Source organism: Pseudomonas sp. TUM25319 (assembly GCF_056388475.1).
Map to the genome: position 1 here is coordinate 4,834,514 of NZ_CM150751.1, position 23,826 is coordinate 4,858,339.

The following is a 23,826-nucleotide window of genomic DNA, read 5'->3' on the forward strand; positions in this document are numbered from 1 at the left end:
TACGAGAACCACGATGCCTGAATTCAATGCCCCGCTGCGCGACATGCGCTTCGTCCTCCATGAAGTGTTCCAGGGCCCCGACCTGTGGGCGCGACTGCCGGCCCTGGCCGCCAGCGTCGATGCCGAAACCGCCGATGCCATCCTTGAAGAAGCAGCGAAGATCACCGGCCAGTTGATCGCCCCGCTGAACCGCTCCGGCGACGAGCAAGGTGTGGGCTTCGAGGCCGGCCGGGTCACCACGCCCGACGGCTTCAAGGAGGCCTGGCGCACCTACCGCGAAGGCGGTTGGGTCGGCCTGTCGGGCAATCCCGAGCACGGCGGCATGGGCATGCCGAAGATGCTCGCGGTGCAGTTCGAGGAAATGCTCTATGCCGCCAACTGCAGCTTCAGCCTGTACTCGGCGCTGAGCGCCGGCTGCTGCCTGGCCATCGACGCCCACGCCAGTGACGCCCTGCGCGCCCTGTACCTGCCGAAGCTGTACAGCGGCGAATGGGCCGGCACCATGTGCCTGACCGAACCCCACGCCGGCACCGACCTGGGCATCATCCGCAGCAAGGCCGAGCCACTGATCGACGGCAGCTACGCCATCAGCGGCACCAAGATCTTCATCACCGGCGGCGAGCAGGACCTGACCGAGAACATCATTCACCTGGTACTGGCCAAACTGCCCGACGCACCGGCCGGCCCGAAAGGCATCTCGCTGTTCCTGGTGCCCAGGCGCGTGGTGGGCGACGACGGCAGCCTTGGCGTGGACAACGCGGTGAGCTGCGGCTCGGTCGAGCACAAGATGGGCATCAAGGCCTCGGCCACTTGCGTGATGAACTTCGACGGCGCCGTCGGCTACCTGGTGGGAGAGCCGAATCGCGGCCTGGCGGCGATGTTCACCATGATGAACTACGAACGGTTGTCCATCGGCATCCAGGGCATCGGCTGCGCCGAGGCGTCTTACCAGAACGCCGCCCGCTACGCCCGCGATCGCCTGCAAAGTCGCGCCGCCACCGGGCCACAGGCCAGAGACCGCATCGCCGACCCGATCATCGTCCATCCCGACGTACGCCGGATGCTGCTGAGCATGCGCGCCCTCACTGAAGGCGGGCGCGCCTTTGCCACTTATGTCGGGCAGCAGCTGGATATCGCCAAGTTCGCCGAAGATGCCGACGAGCGTGACACCGCCCAGCGCCTGGTGGCCCTGCTCACGCCGGTGGCCAAGGCGTTCTTCACCGACACCGGGCTCGAGAGCTGCGTCCTGGGCCAGCAGGTGTTCGGTGGTCACGGCTACATCCGCGAATGGGGCCAGGAACAGCTGGTGCGCGACGTGCGCATCGCGCAGATCTACGAAGGCACCAATGGCATCCAGGCCCTGGACCTGCTGGGACGCAAGGTCGTGGCCGACGGCGGCCAGTCGCTGGCCCTGCTGGCGGCGCAGATCCGCGCCTTCTGCGAAAGCGCACCTCCCTTCGCGCCACAACTGCTGGACGCGCTGGAACGCCTGGAATACACCAGCCAGTGGCTGCGCGAGCAGGCCAGCCGGGATGCCAACGCGGTCGGCGCGGCATCGGTGGAACACCTGCACCTGTTCGGTTACGTGGCCTACGCCTGGATGTGGTCACGCATGGCCGCCACTGCCCGGGCCAACCGCGACCGGGAGCCGGCGTTCTACGACGCCAAGCTGGCGACCGCGACCTTCTACTTCGAACGCTTGCTGCCGCGGGTGCTGTCGCTGCAGGCCAGCGTCGTCGCCGGAAGCCAGAGCCTGTATCTGCTGGATGCGGAACAGTTCTGAGGCGCTGCCGCTCCTGCCCCGGCAGGAGCGCACTTGCTGGCGATCATCGACCATTGGTCGGTTTGTGCAGGAAAAATCGTTTTTGTAGGTGAATTCCCGCAAATAAATCACACAACTGATAGTGATTCGCCATGATCTCGGTTCTCGGCACCAGCCCCGCAAGGTTAGAATTGCGCAAAACCGGGAGTATCAATGAATCAAGCCAGCCCCAGCGACGCCGAATTGAATGCCATCACCGATGCCGCCGCGCACTGGTGCATGCGCTTGCACGCTGACGACTGCACCGAGCAGGAGCTCGCCGAGTTCGAACAGTGGCTGGCCGCCAATCCGTTGCACGCTCAGGAATACCAGGCGATGCAAGAGATCTGGGTCACCGCCGACCATCTGCCGCGTACGCCACCCGCACAGATCCTGCAATTGCCGGTCAAACCCAAAGCCCGGCCGCAACGCCTTCGCCACTACGCCTCGGCGGCGGTCATCACCCTGCTCGCCCTGCCCCTTGGTGCCTGGGTTGGCTGGGAACAGGGCTGGCTGCCCAATGACTACCAGTTCGAGGAAAGCGGTGAAACCCGCCGGACCGTGACCTTGGGCGACGGCAGCGAAGTCGAGCTGAACCTGGGGACCTCCCTGCGCTACACCCATTACAAAGACGAGCGGCGGGTGACCCTGGTCAAGGGCGAGGCGTTCTTCAAGGTCTCCCACGACACCCGTCACCCCTTCGTGGTCCGCGCCGGCCGCGGCCAGACCCAGGTCACCGGGACCCAGTTCAACGTCTGGAAGTATCAAGACCAGGTCAAAGTGACGCTGGTGGAAGGTTCGGTACTGGTCAGCAGCGACAGCTACAAGCTCGGCAGCGGCTACCGCCTCGGGCCCGGCATGCAGGCCAGCTACAACACCGGCGACCTGGAACCCAGCCTGAGCCAGACCTACGGCAATGATTCCAGCCTGGCCTGGCGCAACGGCAAGCTGATGATCGACAACCTGACCCTCGACCAGGCCCTGCCGCTGATCAACCGTTATCTGGAAAGCCCGCTGCGCCTGGCCGACGCCAGCACCGGCAGCGTGCGCATCAGTGGCATCTACAACACCAACGACGTCAAGCGCCTGGTGCGCAGCCTGCCCAAAGTGCTGCCGGTCTACCTGACCCAGGACAAGGACGGCAACACCGTCCTGAACCGCATCTCCCCACCGCCGAAAAAAGGCTGAACCTCGCGTTCAGCCTGTTCCGTTTTTTCTACAGCACCATCGCCGCCAGCCATCCCGCCGCCAGCAGTGGCAGGTTGTAGTGGATGAAGGTCGGCACCACCGTGTCCCAGATATGGTGATGCTGCCCGTCGACATTGAGGCCGGAGGTTGGCCCCAGGGTCGAATCCGACGCAGGTGACCCGGCATCGCCGAGAGCCCCGGCGGTACCGACGATGCACACGGTGGCAATCGGATCGAAGCCCAGTTGCACACACAGCGGCACAAAGATGGTGGCCAGGATCGGCACCGTGGAAAACGACGAGCCGATACCCATGGTCACCAGCAGCCCCACCAGCAGCATCATCAGGGCGCCGATGCCTTTGCTGTGGCCGATCCATCCCGCCGAGGTCTCCACCAGCGACTTGACGTGGCCGGTGACCTTCATGACCTCGGCGAAGCCCGCGGCGGCGATCATGATGAAGCCGAACATCGCCATCATTTTCATGCCTTCGGTGAACAGATCATCGGTGTCCTTCCAGCGCACGATGCCCGACAGCGAGAAGATCAGAAACCCGGCCAGGGCGCCGATGATCATCGAGTCCAGCCACAGCTGGATGACAAACGCCACCACCAGCGCTGCAACGGCCACCCACAGGGTGCGCGGGTTGTAACTGACGCTGATCTGCTCGACCTGCTCGATCTTCGCCAGGTCGTACACACGCTTCTTGCGGTAGCTGAAGAACACCGCCAGCAGCAGCCCGGCGAGCATGCCTGCTGCCGGTATGGCCATGGCCTGCGTGACATTCACGCCGCTGACGTCCACACCGCTGCGGGCGACGTTGGCCAGCAGGATCTCGTTGAGAAAGATGGTGCCAAAGCCCACAGGCAGGAACATGTACGGGGTGATCAGACCAAAGGTGATGACGCAGGCGATCAAGCGGCGGTCAATCTGCAGCCGGGTCAGCACATAGAGCAGCGGCGGCACCAGCAACGGAATGAAGGCGATATGGATCGGCAGGATGTTCTGCGAAGACACCGCCGCCACCAGCAGCAGGCCGATGAGCAACCATTTGACCCGCCCGCCCTGCGCCTCGTCGCGGCCATGGAACATGGCAAGAATGCGGTCAGCCAGCGCGTGGGCCAGGCCGGACTTGGCGATCACCACGGCAAAAGCACCCAGCATGGCGTAGGACAGCGCCACGGTCGCACCGCCACCGAGCCCGGCGTTGAACGCCTTGAGGGTCTCTTCCATGCTCAGCCCGCCGACCAGGCCGCCCACCAGCGCACCGATGATCAGGGCAATGACCACGTGAACCCTGGACAGGCTCAGTATCAGCATGATGCCGACCGCGGCAATGACTGCATTCATTGTGTGTGGACCTCTTGAAACCAGACGAAAAAACACCGGCGTCGGCGACAGTTTTGCCCTGAGGCACTGGCCGAATGACGGTATGTTTTAGGAAGGCGCACACTCTGAAGCAGCCCCCCGCGTATGTCAAAGCGCAGCGCCCCATGAAAGGGCAAGGGTCGCCTGAATGAACGAAAACGGCGCAATTCAATTGATCGTTTGAATAAAGAAAGACCGCTCTGCGCCGATACTCTCGGCAGTGTCTATTTCTTGGGTTCAAAGGATTTCGCCGATGTCACTCAGACAACTTTCCATTCAATGGAAGATCACTCTGCTGGCCGGGCTTTGCCTGGCGGGCATCGTCACTCTGCTGGTGGGGCTGTCGCTATACCGCATGGAGCACACCACCGGGCTGGTCAAGGCCAGCAGCATGCAGATGCTCACCGAGGCGGCTCAGGGACGCATCGAATCCCAGGGCGAAGTCCAGGCACTGAATATCCGGCGTCAGTTCATGGACGCCTACCAGTACGGTGCGGGCTTCTCGCGCCAGGTACTGTTCCTGCGCGAACAGGCGGAAAAGCGCTTCCTCGACGCCTTCGACCTGCGCGAGGACATGACCCGCCAGGTGCGCTCGGCCCTGCAGGCCAACCCCGAGCTGCTGGGGTTGTCGCTGGTGTTCGAGCCCAACGCGCTGGACGGCAAGGATGAGCTCTTCGCCAACCAGGAAGCCATTGGCAGCAACGAAACCGGCCGCTTCGCCCTGTACTGGTCGCAGCCGACGCCGGGCCAGTTGACCTCCATGGCGCTGCCGGAAAAAGACATGGCCGACACCACGATCGGCCCGAGCGGCGAGCCGGCCAACACCTGGTCGGTCTGCCCGCGCACCACCCGCAAGACCTGCGTCACCGAGCCGTATTTCTATGAGATCGCCGGCCAGAACGTGCTGATGACCAGCATCGTGTTTCCGCTGATCGTCGCCGACAAGGTGATTGCCACCCTGTCCATCGACATCAACCTGAACAGCCTGCAGGCCATGAGCAAGCAGGCCAGCGCCAACCTCTACGGCGGCCAGACCCGTATCGGTATCCTCAGCCCGGCGGGCCTGCTGGCCGGCTATAGCCCGGATGCCAGCAAGCTGGCCCAGCGCTTCGAACAGGTCGACACCGACAATGGCGCAGAACTGGTGCGCCTGATCGCCGATGGCCGCACATTGCACAGCGTTCAGCATGACGGCCGCCTGAAAATCCTCGCGTCCTTCGCCCCGACACCTGGCGCCAAGCCGTGGGGAGTATTGCTGGATGTACCGGAAAGCGCCCTGATCGGGCCGGCGGAAGCCCTCAAGCAGGAACTTGATGCCCGCAACACCAGCGGAACCCTGATCGAACTGGGTCTGGGACTGGCGGCCGCGATCATCGGCCTGCTGCTGATCTGGCTGATGGCCCGCGGCGTGACTCGCCCGATCCTGCACGTCGCCCATCGCCTGCGGGAAATCGCCAGCGGCGACGGCGACCTGACCAGCCGCCTGTCCTATGACAAGCAGGACGAGCTCGGCGAACTGGCCGGCTGGTTCAACCGCTTCCTCGACAAGCTGCAGCCCACCATCGCCGAGGTGAAACGCTCGGTGCAGTCGGCACGGGCAACCGCCGACCAGTCCTCGGCCATCGCCAGCCAGACCAGCGCTGGCATGGAGCAGCAGTATCGCCAGGTGGACCAGGTGGCGACCGCCTCTCACGAAATGAGTGCCACCGCCCATGACGTGGCCCGCAGCGCGGCGCAGGCGGCACAGGCGGCGCGCGAGGTGGACCAGGCCACGCGCCAGGGCCTGGCGGTGATCGACCAGACCACCCGCAGCATCGATGCCCTGGCCGCCAACATGAGCACCGCCATGAATCAGGTCGAGGGACTGGCGGGCAACAGCGAAAAGATCGGTTCGGTACTGGAAGTCATTCGCTCCATCGCCGAGCAGACCAACCTGCTGGCACTCAACGCGGCCATCGAAGCGGCGCGCGCTGGCGAAGCCGGGCGTGGCTTCGCGGTGGTCGCAGACGAAGTCCGCAACCTGGCACAGCGGACCCAGGAGTCGGTGGAGGAAACCCGCCATGTCATCGAGCAACTGCAGACCGGTACCCGCGAGGTAGTGGGCGCGATGGACAACAGCCATCGCCAGGCTCAGGGCAGTGTCGATCAGGTCGGCCAGGCCGTCAGCGCCCTGCGCCAGATCGGCGACGCAGTCACAGTGATCACCGACATGAACCTGCAGATCGCCAGTGCCGCCGAGGAACAGAGCGCAGTGGCCGAGGAGATCAGCAGCAACGTCGCCGCCATTCGTGACGTGACCGAGTCGCTGTCGCACCAGGCCGGTGAATCGGCGCGGGTCAGCCAGTCGCTGAACAACCTTGCCAACCAGCAGCAGAGCCTGATGGACCACTTCCAGGTGTGAGCGCGCCTCAGCAGGGCCGGGATCAGCGCCCGGCCTTGCGTGGCAGCTCGATGCTCACCCGCAGGCCTCCCAGCAGGCTTTCTTCCAGCGTCATGCGGCCGTTCCAGGCGTCGACGATATCGCGCACGATGCCCAGGCCCAGGCCATGGCCATCGACCTGCTCATCCAGCCGCGCACCGCGCTCCAGTACGCCCTGGCGCGCCTGCTCGGGAATGCCCGGGCCGTCATCGTCGATCCACACCCGATAATGTTCCGGCGTTACCGCAATGCTCAGGCACACCTCGCTGTCCGCCCATTTGCAGGCGTTGTCCAGCAGATTGCCGAGCAGTTCCAGCAGGTCCTCCCGGTCCCAGGGCAGCGACAGGCCGGCGGGTACCTCGTGGCGGATGGACAGACCGTCACCGTGGATCATGTTCAGTGTCGACAGCAAGCCGGGCAATTCCACGTCGCAATCGAAGTGGGCGCCGGGCAAGGCGTCACCGGCCAGGCGCGCACGGTTGAGTTCGCGGCTGAGGCGTTGCTGGATCTGCTCCAGTTGCTCACGCAACTGCCCGGCCAGCCCCGGCACTTCGCGCACCCGCTCACTGCTGGCCAGGCTGAGCAGTACCGCCAGGGGTGTCTTCAGGGCATGGCCGAGGTTGCCCAAGGCATTGCGAGAGCGGCGCAGACTGTCTTCGGTGTGGGCCAGCAGGTGGTTGATCTGTGCCACCAGCGGCTCCAGCTCGCTGGGCACCTCGGCGTCCAGTTGCGAGCGCTGGCCTTGCTGAAGCTGGGCGATCTGTTCGCGGGACCGCTCCAGCGGGCGCAGCGACCGCTTGACGATGACCCGTTGCAGCACCAGCACCAGAATCAGCGCCAGAAGACCCAGCCCCAGGCCTATCTGCTGCATGCGGCGGAAGCTGTCGCGCATCGGCGTGTAGTCCTGGGCGACGCTGATGGACATGGCCTGGCCCTGACGCCGGTAGTCGGAACGCAGTACCAGCAGCTGTTGCCCATCAGGGCCCAGCTCCAGGCCGGTGTGCAGCCCCGGCGCGTCCGGCTTGGGCAACTCGGTATCCCACAAGGATCGCGAGCGCCAGCTCTTGCCGTCGAAGTCGATGCGGAAGTAGTAGCCGGAGAACTGCCGGTTATAGGCAGAGGAAATGCGCTGCTGGTCCAGTTCCAGGCCGTCATGGCCGTGCACCAGCGCCAGCAGCAGGTTCTCGCTTTCCTTGCGAAGCCCTGCTTCCAGATAGCGTTGCAATCCCACCTCGAACAGCCAGAGACTGACCTGGGCCAGCGCCAGGCCGACCACAATGAGCACCCCGATCAGGCCGAGGCTCAGGCGTGACTGGATCGACTTCACTCCACCGCCCCACCGAAGCGATAGCCTTGGCCACGATGGGTTTCCACCACGCCGCGGCCAAGCTTGCGCCGCAGGTGATTGACGTGGACTTCGAGTACGTTGGAGTCGCGCTCGGTTTCACCGTTGTACAGGTGTTCGGCAAGATGACTTTTCGAAAGGATCTGCTGCGGGTGCAGCATGAAGTAGCGCAGCAGGCGAAACTCTGCGGCGGTCAGTTGCACATCTTCGCCCGCCCGCGTCACACACTGGCGGCCTTCGTCCAGATGCAGGCCGGCCGCTTCCAGGGTCTGCTGGTTGGCCAGGCCGCGGGCACGGCGCAACAACGACTGGATGCGCAACTGCAACTCTTCGGGATGGAAGGGTTTGCTCAGGTAATCGTCGGCACCGGCCTTGAGCCCTTCGATGCGATCGGCCCACGATCCGCGTGCGGTTAGGATCAGCACCGGCGTCGCCAGCCCGCCGTCACGCCATTGCTTGAGTACGTCGAGGCCGGGAATGCCGGGCAGGCCGAGGTCGAGCACGATCAGGTCATAGGGCTCGCTGCTGCCCTGGTAAACCGCGTCACGGCCATCGGCCAGCCAGTCCACCGCGTAACCCAGACGCTGCAGGCCCGCGGTCAGTTCGTCCGCCAGCGAGACGTTGTCCTCGACCAGTAGCAAACGCATCAGTCATCTTCCTCATCTTTGAGCAGTCTGCCCGTGGCGGCGTCGAGCTTGATTTCCCGTACCACTCCGTCGGCGGTCAGCAGTTCGACCTCGTAAGCGTAGACATCGTCGTCCTCCTCCAGCTCAGCCTCCAGCAAGCGGGCGCCGGGATAACGGCCCATGGCCGATTGCAGCAGTTGCTCCAGCGGCAGGATGACGCCCTCGCGACGCAAGTCGAGGGCCTCGTCCTGATCGAGGTCACGGGCCATGGCCAGCGAACAGCAGGCCAGGAGCGCCAGAAGCGTCCAGCGCGCCGCTTGGGAGAGCCGATTCATCAGCGGTCCTGGACGTCCTTGAGCACTTCACCGGTCTTGGCGTCCAGATCGACGTCCCACTCGATGTTCTGCGCATCACGCAGTTCTACCTTGTAGACGTAGCGGCCATAGACATCTTCCAGTTCAGTATCGGTCACGGTAGCGCCGGGATGCTTGGCGACGGCCGCGCCTTTGAGCGCTTCCAGGCTTTTGATCTGGTTGGTCTGGACCAGCTTCACGGCTTCGTCGAGGGGAACGTCCTTGGCCATGGCAACGTTGGCGCCGAGGGCCAGTGCGGCGGTGGCGAACAGAGCGGTCAGAGTCTTCATCGTGTTTCTCCCTTGGGATTCAGTTGGGTACGGGAGAAAGATTACCCGGCCGAACTTAATTGAACCTGAAGCAGGCTGGCGACATGATACCGTCGCTCGCTGTCAACGTCGCGCCAGGCAAGATCGCAGCGATTCTCTATACTCGCCACCTCGACAACGCGAGGCCCGCATGACCGCCATCCAGATCAAATTCCCCGCATTGACCCTCAAAGCGGGAACACGGGCCTTCGCCCGGATTCGCCAGCATGGCTTGCAGGCTGCGGATGTCGGTGTGTTGCCGGGTGCGGCCGGCGGCCCCAAAGCCCTCGGTATCCAGGGACTGGATCTGGCGCTGTTCGGTGACTGGCTACCTGCTGCCCCACGAGAGCGGGCACTGATCGGCGCATCGATCGGCTCCTGGCGCTTTGCCAGCGCCTGCCTGCCAGAACCGGCCCAAGCCATCCGCCGCCTGGGCGAGCTGTATACCGCCCAAGACTTCGCCAAAGGCGTAACTCCGTCCGAGGTCAGCCTCAGTTGCCAGCGCATGCTCGACGAACTACTGGAGGGACGTGATGCCGCCATCCTTTGCAACCCACTTTACCGGCTGAACATTGTCGTAGTGAAAAGCCATGGCCTGCTGGCCGAAGATCATCGTGGCCGCCTGGGTATCGGCCTGTCTTCAGTGATCGCCGACAACCTGATCGGACGAGCGAGGCTAGCGCGCCACTTCGAGCGCGTCATCCTCCACGACGCCCGCAGCACTCCCCCGCTGCTGGCCCTGAAGGATTTTCCGTCACGCTGCCTGCCGCTCGCCAGCGACAACCTGCGCCACGCTCTGCTTGCCTCGGGGTCGATCCCGATGGTCATGGAGGGTGTACGCGACATCCCCGGTGCTGGTGCCGGGACTTACAGGGACGGAGGTCTGCTCGACTATCACCTCGATTTGCCTTACAGCGGCGAGGACATCGTCTTGTACCCCCACTTCACCGATAAAGTGATCCCCGGCTGGTTTGACAAGGCCTTGCCATGGCGACGCGGCAACGCCGAACGCCTGCAGGATGTGCTGCTGCTGGCCCCTTCGGCGCAGTATCTCGCGAAGCTTCCCTACGGCAAACTGCCTGATCGTAGCGATTTCAAGCGTTTCATGGGCGATGCGGACAGCCGCCAACGCTATTGGCGTACTGCGATGAGCGAAAGCCGAAGGTTGGGGGACACGTTCCTGGAGATGCTTGAGCGCGGCACCTTGGGTGACCATCTGCAACCACTGAAGTGACCTTGCTGGTAAACTGCGCTCCAGCATTGGTTCTCAGAGTTAAAGACGCCTTGGAAATCTTCAAAGAGTTTACTTTCGAATCGGCACATCGACTGCCGCACGTACCCGCCGGCCACAAGTGTGGCCGACTGCATGGCCACTCCTTCAAGGTCGCGCTGCACCTGACCGGGCCGCTGGATCCACATACCGGCTGGATCCGCGACTTCGCCGAGATCAAAGCCATCTTCAAGCCGCTGTACGAGCAACTGGACCACAATTATCTGAATGACATCCCCGGTCTTGAAAATCCGACCAGTGAGGTCATCGCCAAATGGATCTGGGATCAGATGAAACCATTGCTGCCGGAACTGAGCAAAGTGCGGATTCATGAGACCTGCACCAGCGGCTGCGAGTACACAGGCGACTGATCGCTGTTTGCTACGAAAGAGGGCTTGCCACGTAATCGAGGCAAGCCCTTTTTCGTTGTGTGCATTGTGTTACGCCATGAAAGACAAAACCCCTACCTGCGTACGCAGATAGGGGTTTCGGAATTTAATCTTGACGATGACCTACTCTCACATGGAGAAGCTCCACACTACCATCGGCGATGCATCGTTTCACTGCTGAGTTCGGGATGGGATCAGGTGGTTCCAATGCTCTATGGTCGTCAAGAAATTCTGTGTGCCAACTCGTCTTTCGACGCTTCGGCAAGTCGGGTATGTGATCTTTGTGGGTTCACGAATCTTCGGTTCATTCGTCTTCACCACCACAATCCGGCTTCCGCGCAGATTGCTTGGGTGTTATATGGTCAAGCCTCACGGGCAATTAGTATTGGTTAGCTCAACGCCTCACAGCGCTTACACACCCAACCTATCAACGTCGTAGTCTTCGACGGCCCTTCAGGGAGCTCAAGGCTCCAGTGAGATCTCATCTTGAGGCAAGTTTCCCGCTTAGATGCTTTCAGCGGTTATCTCTTCCGAACATAGCTACCCGGCAATGCCACTGGCGTGACAACCGGAACACCAGAGGTTCGTCCACTCCGGTCCTCTCGTACTAGGAGCAGCCCCTCTCAAATCTCAAACGTCCACGGCAGATAGGGACCGAACTGTCTCACGACGTTCTAAACCCAGCTCGCGTACCACTTTAAATGGCGAACAGCCATACCCTTGGGACCGGCTTCAGCCCCAGGATGTGATGAGCCGACATCGAGGTGCCAAACACCGCCGTCGATATGAACTCTTGGGCGGTATCAGCCTGTTATCCCCGGAGTACCTTTTATCCGTTGAGCGATGGCCCTTCCATACAGAACCACCGGATCACTAAGACCTACTTTCGTACCTGCTCGACGTGTCTGTCTCGCAGTCAAGCGCGCTTTTGCCTTTATACTCTACGACCGATTTCCGACCGGTCTGAGCGCACCTTCGTACTCCTCCGTTACTCTTTAGGAGGAGACCGCCCCAGTCAAACTACCCACCATACACTGTCCTCGATCCGGATAACGGACCTGAGTTAGAACCTCAAAGTTGCCAGGGTGGTATTTCAAGGATGGCTCCACGCGAACTGGCGTCCACGCTTCAAAGCCTCCCACCTATCCTACACAAGCAAATTCAAAGTCCAGTGCAAAGCTATAGTAAAGGTTCACGGGGTCTTTCCGTCTAGCCGCGGATACACTGCATCTTCACAGCGATTTCAATTTCACTGAGTCTCGGGTGGAGACAGCGCCGCCATCGTTACGCCATTCGTGCAGGTCGGAACTTACCCGACAAGGAATTTCGCTACCTTAGGACCGTTATAGTTACGGCCGCCGTTTACCGGGGCTTCGATCAAGAGCTTCGCGTTAGCTAACCCCATCAATTAACCTTCCGGCACCGGGCAGGCGTCACACCCTATACGTCCACTTTCGTGTTTGCAGAGTGCTGTGTTTTTAATAAACAGTCGCAGCGGCCTGGTATCTTCGACCGACATGGGCTTACGGAGCAAGTCCTTCACCCTCGCCGGCGCACCTTCTCCCGAAGTTACGGTGCCATTTTGCCTAGTTCCTTCACCCGAGTTCTCTCAAGCGCCTTGGTATTCTCTACCCAACCACCTGTGTCGGTTTGGGGTACGGTTCCCGGTTATCTGAAGCTTAGAAGCTTTTCTTGGAAGCATGGCATCAACCACTTCGCGCTCTAGGAGCGCTCGTCATCAGCTCTCGGCCTTGAGATCCCGGATTTACCTAAGATCTCAGCCTACCACCTTAAACTTGGACAACCAACGCCAAGCTGGCCTAGCCTTCTCCGTCCCTCCATCGCAATAACCGGAAGTACAGGAATATTAACCTGTTTTCCATCGACTACGCTTTTCAGCCTCGCCTTAGGGACCGACTAACCCTGCGTCGATTAACGTTGCGCAGGAAACCTTGGTCTTTCGGCGTGGGTGTTTTTCACACCCATTGTCGTTACTCATGTCAGCATTCGCACTTCTGATACCTCCAGCAAGCTTCTCAACTCACCTTCACAGGCTTACAGAACGCTCCTCTACCGCATCACCTAAGTGATACCCGTAGCTTCGGTGTATGGTTTGAGCCCCGTTACATCTTCCGCGCAGGCCGACTCGACTAGTGAGCTATTACGCTTTCTTTAAAGGGTGGCTGCTTCTAAGCCAACCTCCTAGCTGTCTAAGCCTTCCCACATCGTTTCCCACTTAACCATAACTTTGGGACCTTAGCTGACGGTCTGGGTTGTTTCCCTTTTCACGACGGACGTTAGCACCCGCCGTGTGTCTCCCATGCTCGGCACTTCCAGGTATTCGGAGTTTGCATCGGTTTGGTAAGTCGGGATGACCCCCTAGCCGAAACAGTGCTCTACCCCCTGGAGTGATACATGAGGCGCTACCTAAATAGCTTTCGAGGAGAACCAGCTATCTCCGAGCTTGATTAGCCTTTCACTCCGATCCACAGGTCATCCGCTAACTTTTCAACGGTAGTCGGTTCGGTCCTCCAGTCAGTGTTACCTAACCTTCAACCTGCCCATGGATAGATCGCCCGGTTTCGGGTCTATACCCAGCGACTAAACGCCCTATTAAGACTCGCTTTCGCTACGCCTCCCCTATTCGGTTAAGCTCGCCACTGAATATAAGTCGCTGACCCATTATACAAAAGGTACGCAGTCACCTAACAAAGTAGGCTCCCACTGCTTGTACGCATACGGTTTCAGGTTCTATTTCACTCCCCTCTCCGGGGTTCTTTTCGCCTTTCCCTCACGGTACTGGTTCACTATCGGTCAGTCAGTAGTATTTAGCCTTGGAGGATGGTCCCCCCATATTCAGACAAAGTTTCTCGTGCTCCGTCCTACTCGATTTCATTGACAAGAGATTTTCGTGTACGGGGCTATCACCCACTATGGCGGCACTTTCCAGAGCCTTCCACTAATCTCAAATCAACTTAAGGGCTAGTCCCCGTTCGCTCGCCACTACTAAGGGAATCTCGGTTGATTTCTTTTCCTCAGGGTACTTAGATGTTTCAGTTCCCCTGGTTCGCCTCTTGCACCTATGTATTCAGTGCAAGATAACCATCTTGTGATGGCTGGGTTCCCCCATTCAGAGATCTCCGGATCAAAGTCTGTTTGCCGACTCCCCGAAGCTTATCGCAGGCTACCACGTCTTTCATCGCCTCTGACTGCCAAGGCATCCACCGTATGCGCTTCTTCACTTGACCATATAACCCCAAGCAATCTGGTTATACTGTGAAGACGACATTCGCCGAAAATTCATGAAAACTCACAAATTTTACCTTAGCCTGACAAAACACCAGTGAAAGTGCTTCATCAGTCTTTCTATCACATACCCAAATTTTTAAAGAACGATTCTGATAAAGATCAGAAATCAATATTCGAGCCGAATATTCATTTCTAAGCTTTGACAGGAAACAGTGGATGGTGGAGCCAAGCGGGATCGAACCGCTGACCTCCTGCGTGCAAGGCAGGCGCTCTCCCAGCTGAGCTATGGCCCCAACAAGAAACTGGTGGGTCTGGGCAGATTCGAACTGCCGACCTCACCCTTATCAGGGGTGCGCTCTAACCAACTGAGCTACAGACCCAGTTAAGAGCTGTTACCGTAATCGTCTTCTTCAAGGAATCAAGCAATTCGTGTGGGAGCTCATGATACGGCTGATGTCGTCGATTAAGGAGGTGATCCAGCCGCAGGTTCCCCTACGGCTACCTTGTTACGACTTCACCCCAGTCATGAATCACACCGTGGTAACCGTCCTCCCGAAGGTTAGACTAGCTACTTCTGGTGCAACCCACTCCCATGGTGTGACGGGCGGTGTGTACAAGGCCCGGGAACGTATTCACCGCGACATTCTGATTCGCGATTACTAGCGATTCCGACTTCACGCAGTCGAGTTGCAGACTGCGATCCGGACTACGATCGGTTTTGTGAGATTAGCTCCACCTCGCGGCTTGGCAACCCTCTGTACCGACCATTGTAGCACGTGTGTAGCCCAGGCCGTAAGGGCCATGATGACTTGACGTCATCCCCACCTTCCTCCGGTTTGTCACCGGCAGTCTCCTTAGAGTGCCCACCATTACGTGCTGGTAACTAAGGACAAGGGTTGCGCTCGTTACGGGACTTAACCCAACATCTCACGACACGAGCTGACGACAGCCATGCAGCACCTGTGTCAGAGTTCCCGAAGGCACCAATCCATCTCTGGAAAGTTCTCTGCATGTCAAGGCCTGGTAAGGTTCTTCGCGTTGCTTCGAATTAAACCACATGCTCCACCGCTTGTGCGGGCCCCCGTCAATTCATTTGAGTTTTAACCTTGCGGCCGTACTCCCCAGGCGGTCAACTTAATGCGTTAGCTGCGCCACTAAAGTCTCAAGGACCCCAACGGCTAGTTGACATCGTTTACGGCGTGGACTACCAGGGTATCTAATCCTGTTTGCTCCCCACGCTTTCGCACCTCAGTGTCAGTATCAGTCCAGGTGGTCGCCTTCGCCACTGGTGTTCCTTCCTATATCTACGCATTTCACCGCTACACAGGAAATTCCACCACCCTCTACCATACTCTAGCTCGCCAGTTTTGGATGCAGTTCCCAGGTTGAGCCCGGGGATTTCACATCCAACTTAACGAACCACCTACGCGCGCTTTACGCCCAGTAATTCCGATTAACGCTTGCACCCTCTGTATTACCGCGGCTGCTGGCACAGAGTTAGCCGGTGCTTATTCTGTCGGTAACGTCAAAACAGCAAGGTATTAGCTTACTGCCCTTCCTCCCAACTTAAAGTGCTTTACAATCCGAAGACCTTCTTCACACACGCGGCATGGCTGGATCAGGCTTTCGCCCATTGTCCAATATTCCCCACTGCTGCCTCCCGTAGGAGTCTGGACCGTGTCTCAGTTCCAGTGTGACTGATCATCCTCTCAGACCAGTTACGGATCGTCGCCTTGGTGAGCCATTACCTCACCAACTAGCTAATCCGACCTAGGCTCATCTGATAGCGCAAGGCCCGAAGGTCCCCTGCTTTCTCCCGTAGGACGTATGCGGTATTAGCGTTCCTTTCGAAACGTTGTCCCCCACTACCAGGCAGATTCCTAGGTATTACTCACCCGTCCGCCGCTGAATCGAAGAGCAAGCTCTTCTCATCCGCTCGACTTGCATGTGTTAGGCCTGCCGCCAGCGTTCAATCTGAGCCATGATCAAACTCTTCAGTTCAATACTGCTTGGGTTTTGAGAAAACCCTAAACTTGGCTCAGCAATCTCAAAATGAACTATTTCGATTTCTCGTATAGTCACTTGTGATGCTGATAATCTTTTTGACTATCAGTCCATTATCACAAGCACCCACACGAATTGCTTGATTCGATTGTTAAAGAGCGTTTGGTTAAGAGCGTTTCGTCTCAACCGAGGCGCGCATTCTACGCCTTCCTCTAAGTCTGTCAAGCGTTTATTTTGAAGTCTTTCAGAATTTCTCGTTCAACTTCAAACACTTGACTCGCTGCGATCTCTCTCAGCGGGAGGCGAATTCTACAGCGTTACAACCTGCTGTCAACTGCCTTTTTTCACCGCTTCCGATGAAGACCGGAGCACTTCCGATACTACCCGGAACGTTTAACTCGTTGATTTTCAAGGAGTTTTTCGTTCCGACTGCGCCGGAAGTGGGGCGAATTATAGAGAGATAAAACGGGGCGTCAAGCACTTATTGGAAAATAAGCTCGACAAAGAAATTTGCGCACTATATTGCTCACGCGCCCCACTGTTGCGCATCATAGGGCCATCCAATCTTTGTCCCACAGGAATGCCCCTTCGCAATGAACACCCAACCCCGCAGCCTCGCCGCTACGCTGTTTCCCGTCGGCGTGCTGCTGATTGCCATGGCCTCGATCCAGTCGGGCGCCTCACTGGCCAAGACGCTATTTCCATTGATCGGCCCCGAGGGCACCACAACCCTGCGCCTGCTGTTCGCCAGCGTCATCATGCTGCTTCTGTTGCGCCCGTGGCGCGCGCGCCTCACAGCCAGCACTCTTAAAACCGTAGTGATCTACGGTGCGGCGCTGGGCGGCATGAACCTTCTCTTCTATATGTCACTGCAGACCGTGCCGCTGGGCATCGCCGTCGCTCTCGAATTCACCGGCCCGCTGGCAGTGGCGCTGTACGCATCGCGCCGCCCGCTGGACTTCTTCTGGATAGGGCTGGCCGTCGCCGGCCTGCTGCTGTTGATTCCGATCGGCGACACCGGCAGCGGCATCGACCCACTTGGCGCCTGCTTCGCGCTGGGCGCCGGCGTGTGCTGGGCACTGTATATCCTTTACGGCCAGAAAGCCGGTGCCGAGAACGGCATTCAAACCGCTGCCCTGGGCGTGGTGATCGCAGCCATAGTGGTGGCCCCCATCGGCATCGCCCAGGCAGGCACCGCCTTGTTGAACCCCGCACTCATCCCTGTCGCCCTCGGTGTAGCCATTCTTTCCACCGCGCTACCGTACAGCCTGGAAATGGTCGCCCTCACCCGCCTCCCGGCGCGGACATTCGGTACGCTGATGAGCATTGAGCCAGCGTTCGGTGCGCTTTCCGGCCTGCTTTTCCTGAATGAAGTACTGACAGTGGCCCAGTGGCTGGCCATCGCAGCGATCATTGCGGCCTCGGTAGGTGCCACCCTGTCGATGCGCAAGGAAAGCCCGCCTCTGGTTGCAGCGGACTGATTGAGAAATATTTTCATTTAAAATCACACAAGTGATTGTGCCGTCCACGCAACCCTGTTTAAGCTGTGGCCCGTGTCTCAAAATTGAACCTTTTAGATCGGGCCAGGGACGAATCAGCATCAGGGAGATGCGACGCAAGCAAACACGGGCGCAGACCCGCGGAAGCCTTAAGGACAGGAATGAAACGAATTTTGCTCCTCCTCGCCATTCTCGCGATCGCTGGTTGCGCCGCCACCGCGAAAGACGAAGTCAAGCGCGGCAAGAAAGGGCTGCACATAAACTGCTCCGGCCTGTCCTCCTCCTGGAACAAGTGCTACAGCAAGGCAGAAACCTCCTGTGGCAGCAAAGGCTACAAGGTCATCGCCAAGTCGGGAGACGGTGATGAAGAACCCGGCGACTATCCTTTCGGACTCAATCCTGCCGGCTACACCAGCCGCAGCATGATCGTCATCTGTAAATAAGAAAGGGCAACCCTCGGGTTGCCCTTTCCAGTATCGCTATCGACTGACGGCGGCCGTTCGCGTCTTCAGCCACTCCAGCGCGGGCCCTTCCAGCAATGGCTCAAGACGACGCCGCACTTCGGCGTGGTAACCGTCGAGCCAGGCTGTTTCCTCTTGAGTAAGGTGTTCGACCAACAGACAGCGTGTATCGATCGGGCACAAGGTCAGGGTTTCGAATTCAAGGAAGTCACCGAAGGCGCTGTTGCCCGACTCGCGGTTGAATACCAGGTTCTCGATCCGCACACCCCAGTGCCCCGGCCGGTAGGTTCCCGGTTCGATGGAGGTGATCATCCCCGGCTGCATGGCTGTCTGCGGCAAGGTCGCGGCTTGGTAGGCAATGACCTGCGGCCCCTCGTGAACGTTCATGAAATAGCCAACGCCGTGGCCGGTCCCGTGGCCGTAGTCGACCTGCTCTGCCCATAACGGCGCACGAGCGATGGCATCAAGCAGCGGCGACAGGATGCCTCGCGGGAACCTCGCTCTCGACAGGGCGATGACACCTTTGAGCACCCGCGTGCAATCCGCTTTCTGCTCCTGCGTCGGGGTTCCGATCGGCACCATCCGCGTGATATCGGTGGTTCCCCCCAGGTACTGCCCGCCAGAGTCGATCAGCAGCAAGCCATCACCCTCGATCAGCGCGTGGGACGCCTCGGTGGCACGGTAGTGCGGCATCGCACCGTTGGCGTTGAAGGCTGCGATGGTCGCGAAACTCAGCGAAACGAACCCCGGGCGCCGGGCCCTGGCGGCACTGAGATGTTCGTCGACAGTGACTTCGCTGATGACTTCACGCCCTTGCGCCGTCTCGAACCAGGCGAAGAACTCACAAAGCGCAGCGCCATCCTGCTCCATGACCTGACGGATATGCTGCAGATCCGCATCGCTCTTGCGCGATTTGGCGAGGGTGGTCGGGTTGATCCCTTCGAGCAACCGGACACCCTCATCGACATGCGCCAGCAGTCCACTGGTGACCTTGGCAGGATCGATCAAAAGCGTGCTGCCTGCCGGGATCGTCGCCAGCTCTTCAGCGACCTGAGGGTAATCCCGCACGTCGATGCCATCGGCCGCCAGCGTCCTGCGCAGATCGGGGTTGACCTTGTCCTGTGCGACGAAAAGAATCGCCGCGCTCTGGCTGACGAGGGCAAAGGAGACGAAGACCGGATTATAGGAAACGTCGCTACCGCGAAGATTGAACAGCCAGGCGATATCGTCAAGAGTCGCGATGAAATGCCAGTCGGCGCCACGCTCGGAGAGTACCTTGCGCAGATCCGCCAGTTTCTCTCCCCGACTCACCGTTGCGTGGGGCGGCAGGTGTGCGTAAACCGGCTCGTTCGGCAGCGCCGGACGATCGCTCCAGACCTCGGCGAGCAGATCCCGCTGCATCAGCAAGCGAACATTGCGCGCCTTCAAGCGCTCCCCCAGTTGCCGCGCCGACGCCAGGGACATCACTGCTCCGTCCACGGCCACCGCGCCATCGCGGGCTACGTTATCAGCCAGCCAGTCCAGCGGCCCCGGGCGCCCCGGCTGCAACCTGACCAGTTCGATACCACTGCCGGCCAGTTCTCGCTCGGCCTGCTCCCAGTAACGACTGTCGGCCCACAGCCCGGCGAAGTCAGCGGTCAGCACCAGGGTGCCGACCGACCCGTGAAAGCCCGAGAGCCATTGTCGACCCTGCCAGTAGCCCGGCAGATATTCGGAAAGATGGGGGTCGGCGGATGGCACCAGCAACGCATCGACCCCCTCGCTGCGCATCACCTGGCGCACCCGCGCCACACGGTTACTGATCGCATCCTGCGTTGTCGGCTGACTGTTCATGCTCACTCCTGTCCACGGCCGTTAGATCTGGCCAGTGATAATGGAGCAGGCCTCAGCCCCGGGCAACACCCCAGAACGGCGCCGGACGCAGCGCAGACCTGATGGCTAGGGACGCCCGCTCGATATCCGTGTCAGACGTGAAACGCCCCAGGCTCAGGCGGATGGTCTGGCCTGCCAGGTAGTCGTCATGTCCTAGCGCCAGCAACACATGGGAGGGTGCACTGCTGCCGGAATTGCAGGCCGAAGTGGAGGAAAATGCCAAGGTGGCACCGAGGGCAGGAAGGTCCAGCGAATCGCCGCCGAACGTCAGGCTGAGGGTGTGGGGAATGCTTTGCCGAGGATCACCGTTTATCACGAGACCGGAAATATCCTTCAAGCTTTCGAGAAGTTGCTTACGCAAACATCGTATGCGTGAAAGCTCTTCCTCTTGCACTTCTCCAGCCAGTGCAAACGCTGCGCCCATGGCAGCAATCTGATGGGTCGCCAGGGTTCCGGAACGCAGCCCGCCTTCGTGACCGCCACCATGAATCTGCGCCTGCAGCAGCGGCCTGGCCCGATCACCCACGTACAGTGCGCCAATGCCCTTCGGCCCGTACACCTTGTGCGCAGAGAACGACACCACATCCACTGGCCACTGACCCAGGTCGATCGACACCTTGCCGGCTGCCTGGGCGGCGTCCACATGGAATAACGCACCATGGCGACGAACAATGTCGCCGATCGCTTCCACATCAGTGAGCGTACCGAGCTCGTTGTTGACCAGCATCAGCGACACGAGAAAGGTGTCCGCACGCAACGCCGCCAGTACCGCGCGAGGCGTGACAAGACCGTTGGCATCGGGCGTGAGGTAGGTGACCTCAAAGCCGGCATCCTGCAATTGCCTGGCAGTGTCGAGCACCGCCTTGTGTTCGATGCGACTGGTGATGATGTGGCCACCCTGACGTCCCTGGGCCAGCCCCTTGAGGGCGAGGTTGTTCGATTCGGTGGCGCCGGAGGTCCACACCAGTTGCTCGGCACGCGCCCCGACCAGCCCGGCCACCTGCGCTCGCGCCAGCTCCACGGCCCGGCGCGCCTGCTGCCCGTATCGGTGCGAACTGGACGCCGGATTGCCGAAAGTACCCGAAGCGCCCAGGCACTTGACCATCACATCGATCACTCGCTCGTCGACAGGTGTCGTGGCGGCGTAGTCGAAATACAGCGGTAGATTTTCCATGGTTCAAGGCTCTCTGGCAGTTGTCGCCCAGGAAAGCGGTGCGCTTCCCGAATCCTGAAGCCAGTGTGCCTCAATCGATCATAGAACCAATAATTATCAATTTTCATATTTATATAACCTGAATATCGATGCGTGCATTGCCGCTGAACTTCCTCCATCTCTCGCGTTTCACAACAGATATCCCTAGCTGCTGGAGCATTGCCCATGCCCCGCCCGACACATCGCAAGCACGGCGTGCTGTTGCTCGACAACCGGGAAAGTACCCCTGACCACGAGCACGCGGTTCACTGCAAGCTGGCCCAACACCTTGCCGCGCTGCTGCACACCGACGTAGTGGACGCCGCACCCGATGACAGCGGTAACCTCTACTACCTGCCCACGACGACACTGATCGACCCGGCACTCCAACGCCCGCTGGGCATCACCTCGATCACCGATTTCTTCGGCGGCATGGTTGACCACCCCTACATGGCCACCAAGGCCATTTCTCACCCATTGCCCGCCAATGCCAGTTTTCCGCCCGGCTGGACCAACGACTTCGCGCGCCACGCCAGCGATGCGTTGCTCAAGGGCTACACGGTCTTCAGTACCGCAGACGCCTTGCGCGCCGCGCCGCTACTGCTGCAGGACGGACCGCTGCGGGTGAAACCTGTGCGTGCCACCGCCGGGCGCGGCCAGGTTGTCATCGACGACATCGCCGCGCTCGATGCGCTGTTGCAGGACATGGACCCAGACGAACTGGCACTGTGGGGCCTGGTGCTGGAAGAAAACCTTGGCCAGGTCGAGACCTTCAGTGTCGGCCAGGCACTGGTGGCCGGGATTGTCTGCAGCTATTACGGCGTGCAGAGCCTTACCCGCGACCATCAGGGCGAGTCGGTCTATGGCGGCTCCGACCTGGTGCTGGTACGCGGCGGCTATGACGCGCTGCTGCAGTTGGAGCTTGAAGACCCGCTGCGCCTGGCGATCACCCAGGCACATACCTACGAGCATGCCGCGATGCAGTCATTTCCCGGCTTTCTCGCTTCCCGGCGCAATTACGACGTGGCTCGCGGCCTGACAGCCCAGGGCAGCACCCGCAGCGGCGTACTGGAGCAGTCCTGGCGTATCGGCGGAGCCAGCAGCGCCGAATTGCTGGCCCTGCGCGCCTTCGCCGACGATCCGGCGCTGCAACGCATTCGCGCCTCAACCCACGAGGTGTTCGGCGAGGGGCAACTACCCGCCGACGCCACGCTTTTCTATCAGGGGGACGACCGTGAAGTCGGACGAATCTGCAAATACGCGAGGATCCGCGACTATGACCATCCATAGCGAAAGCCTCGACATCCTGGTCGACGGCGAAACCATCGCCGGCACCCTGCTCAGCCCGAGCCCGAAAGTACCGGGCATTCTCTTCGTCCACGGCTGGGGCGGCAGTCAGCAGCGCGACCTGGCAAGGGCCAAGCAGATCACCGGCCTGGGTTGCGTGTGCATGACCTTCGACCTGCGCGGCCATGAGAAGACCGAAAGCCAGCGACGCAGCGTCACCCGCGAACAGAACTTCGCCGATCTGCTGGCGGCCTACGACAAGCTGGTCAGCCACCCGGCGGTGGATACCAGCTCCATCGCGGTGATTGGCAGCAGCTACGGCGGCTACCTGGCCACCCTGCTCACCCGCCAGCGCCCGGTGAAATGGCTGGCACTGCGAGTACCGGCGCTGTATTGGGACGACGAGTGGAGCCAGCCCAAGCAGGCCCTCGATCGCCAGCGCCTGTCACAATACCGGCTGATGACCCTCGGCCCCGGCGACAACCGCGCGCTGGCGGCCTGCGCGGAATTCAGCGGTGACGTGCTGCTGGTGGAGTCGGAGACCGATGACTATGTGCCCCACAGTACATTGATGAGTTACCGCTCGGCCTTCGTATGCGCCCATTCGCTGACCCACCGCATCGTCGACGGCGCCGATCACGCGCTGTCCAGCGACCGCAGCCAGAAGGCCTACAGCGCGCTGCTGTCAGCCTGGATCAGCGAGATGGTCATTGGCGCGCGACTGGATCGCTACCCGCACCACTCGCCCTGGTACTCATGACCCCGGCAGCGCCGTGACCTGGCAGTGCAGGCCGCCTTCGGCCGTGCGCGCCAGGCTGCTCAGCGTCTGGAAAGCCGAGAAATTCACCCCTCGCGCCTGGTGCTCGCGCAACAGATCGAGAAACGGTTCCCGGTCGAAGCTGCCGATAGCCGCCTCCCAATCGGAACGCGATTGCCATTGCAGATAGTGCAGCACGCGACTCCCGTCGTCGCTGGCCTGCACGCTGACGCCCACCAGGCCCGCATGCTCGAAGGCCAGGCGTTCGCTGCGGACGGAGAGCGCCTCAGCCAGCGCCTGCTGGTGCCGCGGCACCACTTCGAATTCGATCAGTTGGGTGAAACACAGGGTGTTGCCTGTCGGCGTCATCAACCTTTCCCCTTTTCATGCCGGAAACATCTGCCAGGGCAGTAGCCTGCCCACTTGTGATACCTGGTCCG

Annotated in this window: 17 protein-coding genes, 2 tRNA genes, 3 rRNA genes and 1 pseudogene; 10 read left to right on the forward strand and 13 right to left on the reverse strand. The window is 60.4% G+C overall.

Annotation, left to right across the window (positions count from 1 at the left end; genetic code table 11):
- Nucleotides 1-13 precede the first annotated feature (13 nt).
- Both AC05QJ_RS21980 and AC05QJ_RS21985 read left to right on the forward strand, forming a co-directional pair.
- Nucleotides 14-1,783, forward strand: coding sequence for an acyl-CoA dehydrogenase C-terminal domain-containing protein (locus tag AC05QJ_RS21980; RefSeq protein WP_476743385.1), 1,770 nt, complete (start codon nt 14-16; stop codon nt 1,781-1,783).
- Nucleotides 1,784-1,975: 192 nt separating this feature from the next.
- The gene (locus AC05QJ_RS21985) at nt 1,976-2,989 is read left to right on the forward strand and encodes a FecR family protein (protein ID WP_476743386.1); all 1,014 of its coding nucleotides are present in this window, start codon (nt 1,976-1,978) and stop codon (nt 2,987-2,989) included.
- Between the two features lie 28 nt (nt 2,990-3,017).
- On the opposite strand, the gene AC05QJ_RS21990 is transcribed toward AC05QJ_RS21985, so the two are convergent.
- Nucleotides 3,018-4,337, reverse strand: coding sequence for a Na+/H+ antiporter family protein (locus tag AC05QJ_RS21990; RefSeq protein ID WP_476743387.1), 1,320 nt, complete (start codon nt 4,335-4,337; stop codon nt 3,018-3,020).
- Between the two features lie 592 nt (nt 4,338-4,929).
- On the opposite strand from AC05QJ_RS21990, the pseudogene AC05QJ_RS21995 reads away from it, so the two are divergent.
- Together AC05QJ_RS21995 and AC05QJ_RS22000 are read left to right on the forward strand one after the other, a co-directional pair.
- A pseudogene (locus AC05QJ_RS21995) lies at nt 4,930-5,898 on the forward strand (methyl-accepting chemotaxis protein); the annotation flags it as partial.
- Between the two features lie 102 nt (nt 5,899-6,000).
- Nucleotides 6,001-6,756: a methyl-accepting chemotaxis protein gene (locus AC05QJ_RS22000; protein WP_476747988.1), complete on the forward strand. Its 756-nt coding sequence runs from the start codon at nt 6,001-6,003 to the stop codon at nt 6,754-6,756.
- A gap of 22 nt (nt 6,757-6,778) precedes the next feature.
- Here AC05QJ_RS22000 and AC05QJ_RS22005 read toward each other — a convergent pair whose 3' ends face one another.
- Genes AC05QJ_RS22005 through AC05QJ_RS22020 form a run of 4 tightly spaced genes read right to left on the reverse strand, consistent with a single transcriptional unit; the run spans nt 6,779 to nt 9,388 of the window.
- The gene (locus AC05QJ_RS22005; RefSeq protein ID WP_476743388.1) at nt 6,779-8,101 is read right to left on the reverse strand and encodes a sensor histidine kinase; all 1,323 of its coding nucleotides are present in this window, start codon (nt 8,099-8,101) and stop codon (nt 6,779-6,781) included.
- Nucleotides 8,098-8,766 (reverse strand): response regulator transcription factor, encoded by a 669-nt coding sequence (locus AC05QJ_RS22010; RefSeq protein WP_476743389.1) that lies wholly within the window; start codon nt 8,764-8,766, stop codon nt 8,098-8,100. The genes AC05QJ_RS22005 and AC05QJ_RS22010 overlap by 4 nt, the downstream gene beginning before the upstream one ends.
- Complete coding sequence (locus tag AC05QJ_RS22015) at nt 8,766-9,080, reverse strand: PepSY domain-containing protein (RefSeq protein ID WP_476743390.1); 315 nt, start codon at nt 9,078-9,080, stop codon at nt 8,766-8,768. Before AC05QJ_RS22015 ends, AC05QJ_RS22010 begins: the two co-directional genes overlap by 1 nt.
- Nucleotides 9,080-9,388: a PepSY domain-containing protein gene (locus tag AC05QJ_RS22020; RefSeq protein WP_476743391.1), complete on the reverse strand. Its 309-nt coding sequence runs from the start codon at nt 9,386-9,388 to the stop codon at nt 9,080-9,082. The genes AC05QJ_RS22015 and AC05QJ_RS22020 overlap by 1 nt, the downstream gene beginning before the upstream one ends.
- Before the next feature lie 169 nt (nt 9,389-9,557).
- On the opposite strand from AC05QJ_RS22020, the gene AC05QJ_RS22025 reads away from it, so the two are divergent.
- Both AC05QJ_RS22025 and queD read left to right on the forward strand, forming a co-directional pair.
- Nucleotides 9,558-10,640, forward strand: coding sequence for a patatin-like phospholipase family protein (locus tag AC05QJ_RS22025; RefSeq protein WP_476743392.1), 1,083 nt, complete (start codon nt 9,558-9,560; stop codon nt 10,638-10,640).
- A 50-nt stretch (nt 10,641-10,690) separates the two neighbouring features.
- Nucleotides 10,691-11,047: a 6-carboxytetrahydropterin synthase QueD gene (queD, locus tag AC05QJ_RS22030; RefSeq protein WP_476747989.1), complete on the forward strand. Its 357-nt coding sequence runs from the start codon at nt 10,691-10,693 to the stop codon at nt 11,045-11,047.
- 128 nt (nt 11,048-11,175) lie between these two features.
- On the opposite strand, the gene rrf is transcribed toward queD, so the two are convergent.
- The 5 genes from rrf to AC05QJ_RS22055 form a co-directional block, all read right to left on the reverse strand.
- Nucleotides 11,176-11,291 (reverse strand): 5S ribosomal RNA (gene rrf / locus AC05QJ_RS22035).
- 132 nt (nt 11,292-11,423) lie between these two features.
- Nucleotides 11,424-14,313 (reverse strand): 23S ribosomal RNA (locus AC05QJ_RS22040).
- A gap of 218 nt (nt 14,314-14,531) precedes the next feature.
- Nucleotides 14,532-14,607: transfer RNA gene (locus tag AC05QJ_RS22045), tRNA-Ala, on the reverse strand.
- Between the two features lie 10 nt (nt 14,608-14,617).
- A tRNA-Ile gene (locus AC05QJ_RS22050) sits at nt 14,618-14,694 on the reverse strand.
- 84 nt (nt 14,695-14,778) lie between these two features.
- A 16S ribosomal RNA gene (locus AC05QJ_RS22055) occupies nt 14,779-16,315 on the reverse strand.
- The 16S, 23S and 5S rRNA genes sit together here with 2 tRNA genes alongside, the layout of an rRNA operon.
- 596 nt (nt 16,316-16,911) lie before the next feature.
- On the opposite strand from AC05QJ_RS22055, the gene rhtA reads away from it, so the two are divergent.
- Complete coding sequence (gene rhtA, locus AC05QJ_RS22060) at nt 16,912-17,799, forward strand: threonine/homoserine exporter RhtA (protein WP_476743393.1); 888 nt, start codon at nt 16,912-16,914, stop codon at nt 17,797-17,799.
- 179 nt (nt 17,800-17,978) lie between these two features.
- Nucleotides 17,979-18,260, forward strand: coding sequence for a hypothetical protein (locus AC05QJ_RS22065; protein ID WP_476743394.1), 282 nt, complete (start codon nt 17,979-17,981; stop codon nt 18,258-18,260).
- A 36-nt stretch (nt 18,261-18,296) separates the two neighbouring features.
- Here the strand turns inward: AC05QJ_RS22065 and AC05QJ_RS22070 are convergent, their stop codons facing one another.
- Nucleotides 18,297-20,111, reverse strand: a complete 1,815-nt coding sequence (locus AC05QJ_RS22070) for an aminopeptidase P family protein (protein WP_476743395.1) — start codon at nt 20,109-20,111, stop codon at nt 18,297-18,299.
- A gap of 52 nt (nt 20,112-20,163) precedes the next feature.
- Complete coding sequence (locus AC05QJ_RS22075) at nt 20,164-21,324, reverse strand: cysteine desulfurase family protein (protein WP_476743396.1); 1,161 nt, start codon at nt 21,322-21,324, stop codon at nt 20,164-20,166.
- Between the two features lie 198 nt (nt 21,325-21,522).
- Between AC05QJ_RS22075 and AC05QJ_RS22080 the strand changes: the two genes are divergently transcribed.
- Both AC05QJ_RS22080 and AC05QJ_RS22085 read left to right on the forward strand, forming a co-directional pair.
- Nucleotides 21,523-22,632, forward strand: coding sequence for a DUF3182 family protein (locus tag AC05QJ_RS22080; protein WP_476743397.1), 1,110 nt, complete (start codon nt 21,523-21,525; stop codon nt 22,630-22,632).
- Entirely contained in the window at nt 22,619-23,389 is a 771-nt protein-coding gene (locus AC05QJ_RS22085; protein WP_476743398.1) for an alpha/beta hydrolase family protein, read from the forward strand. Before AC05QJ_RS22080 ends, AC05QJ_RS22085 begins: the two co-directional genes overlap by 14 nt.
- Here the strand turns inward: AC05QJ_RS22085 and AC05QJ_RS22090 are convergent.
- Nucleotides 23,384-23,755 carry an antibiotic biosynthesis monooxygenase gene (locus tag AC05QJ_RS22090; protein WP_476743399.1) on the reverse strand — a complete coding sequence of 124 codons (372 nt, stop codon included), beginning with the start codon at nt 23,753-23,755 and terminating at the stop codon, nt 23,384-23,386. The two genes, AC05QJ_RS22085 and AC05QJ_RS22090, sit on opposite strands and share 6 nt — an antisense overlap.
- Nucleotides 23,756-23,826: the final 71 nt, after the last annotated feature.

Bases quoted from the DNA above. Each gene is read 5' to 3' on its own strand.
- AC05QJ_RS21980 (WP_476743385.1), top strand. From the start codon at position 14: ATGCCTGAATTCAATGCCCCGCTGCGCGACATGCGCTTCGTCCTCCAT.
- AC05QJ_RS22075 (WP_476743396.1), bottom strand. From the start codon at position 21,324: ATGGAAAATCTACCGCTGTATTTCGACTACGCCGCCACGACACCTGTC.
- AC05QJ_RS22015 (WP_476743390.1), bottom strand. From the start codon at position 9,080: ATGAATCGGCTCTCCCAAGCGGCGCGCTGGACGCTTCTGGCGCTCCTG.
- AC05QJ_RS22070 (WP_476743395.1), bottom strand. From the start codon at position 20,111: ATGAACAGTCAGCCGACAACGCAGGATGCGATCAGTAACCGTGTGGCG.
- AC05QJ_RS22065 (WP_476743394.1), top strand. From the start codon at position 17,979: ATGAAACGAATTTTGCTCCTCCTCGCCATTCTCGCGATCGCTGGTTGC.
- AC05QJ_RS22010 (WP_476743389.1), bottom strand. From the start codon at position 8,766: ATGCGTTTGCTACTGGTCGAGGACAACGTCTCGCTGGCGGACGAACTG.
- rhtA (WP_476743393.1), top strand. From the start codon at position 16,912: ATGAACACCCAACCCCGCAGCCTCGCCGCTACGCTGTTTCCCGTCGGC.
- AC05QJ_RS21990 (WP_476743387.1), bottom strand. From the start codon at position 4,337: ATGAATGCAGTCATTGCCGCGGTCGGCATCATGCTGATACTGAGCCTG.
- AC05QJ_RS22000 (WP_476747988.1), top strand. From the start codon at position 6,001: ATGGAGCAGCAGTATCGCCAGGTGGACCAGGTGGCGACCGCCTCTCAC.
- AC05QJ_RS22085 (WP_476743398.1), top strand. From the start codon at position 22,619: ATGACCATCCATAGCGAAAGCCTCGACATCCTGGTCGACGGCGAAACC.
- AC05QJ_RS22020 (WP_476743391.1), bottom strand. From the start codon at position 9,388: ATGAAGACTCTGACCGCTCTGTTCGCCACCGCCGCACTGGCCCTCGGC.
- AC05QJ_RS22025 (WP_476743392.1), top strand. From the start codon at position 9,558: ATGACCGCCATCCAGATCAAATTCCCCGCATTGACCCTCAAAGCGGGA.
- AC05QJ_RS21985 (WP_476743386.1), top strand. From the start codon at position 1,976: ATGAATCAAGCCAGCCCCAGCGACGCCGAATTGAATGCCATCACCGAT.
- AC05QJ_RS22090 (WP_476743399.1), bottom strand. From the start codon at position 23,755: ATGACGCCGACAGGCAACACCCTGTGTTTCACCCAACTGATCGAATTC.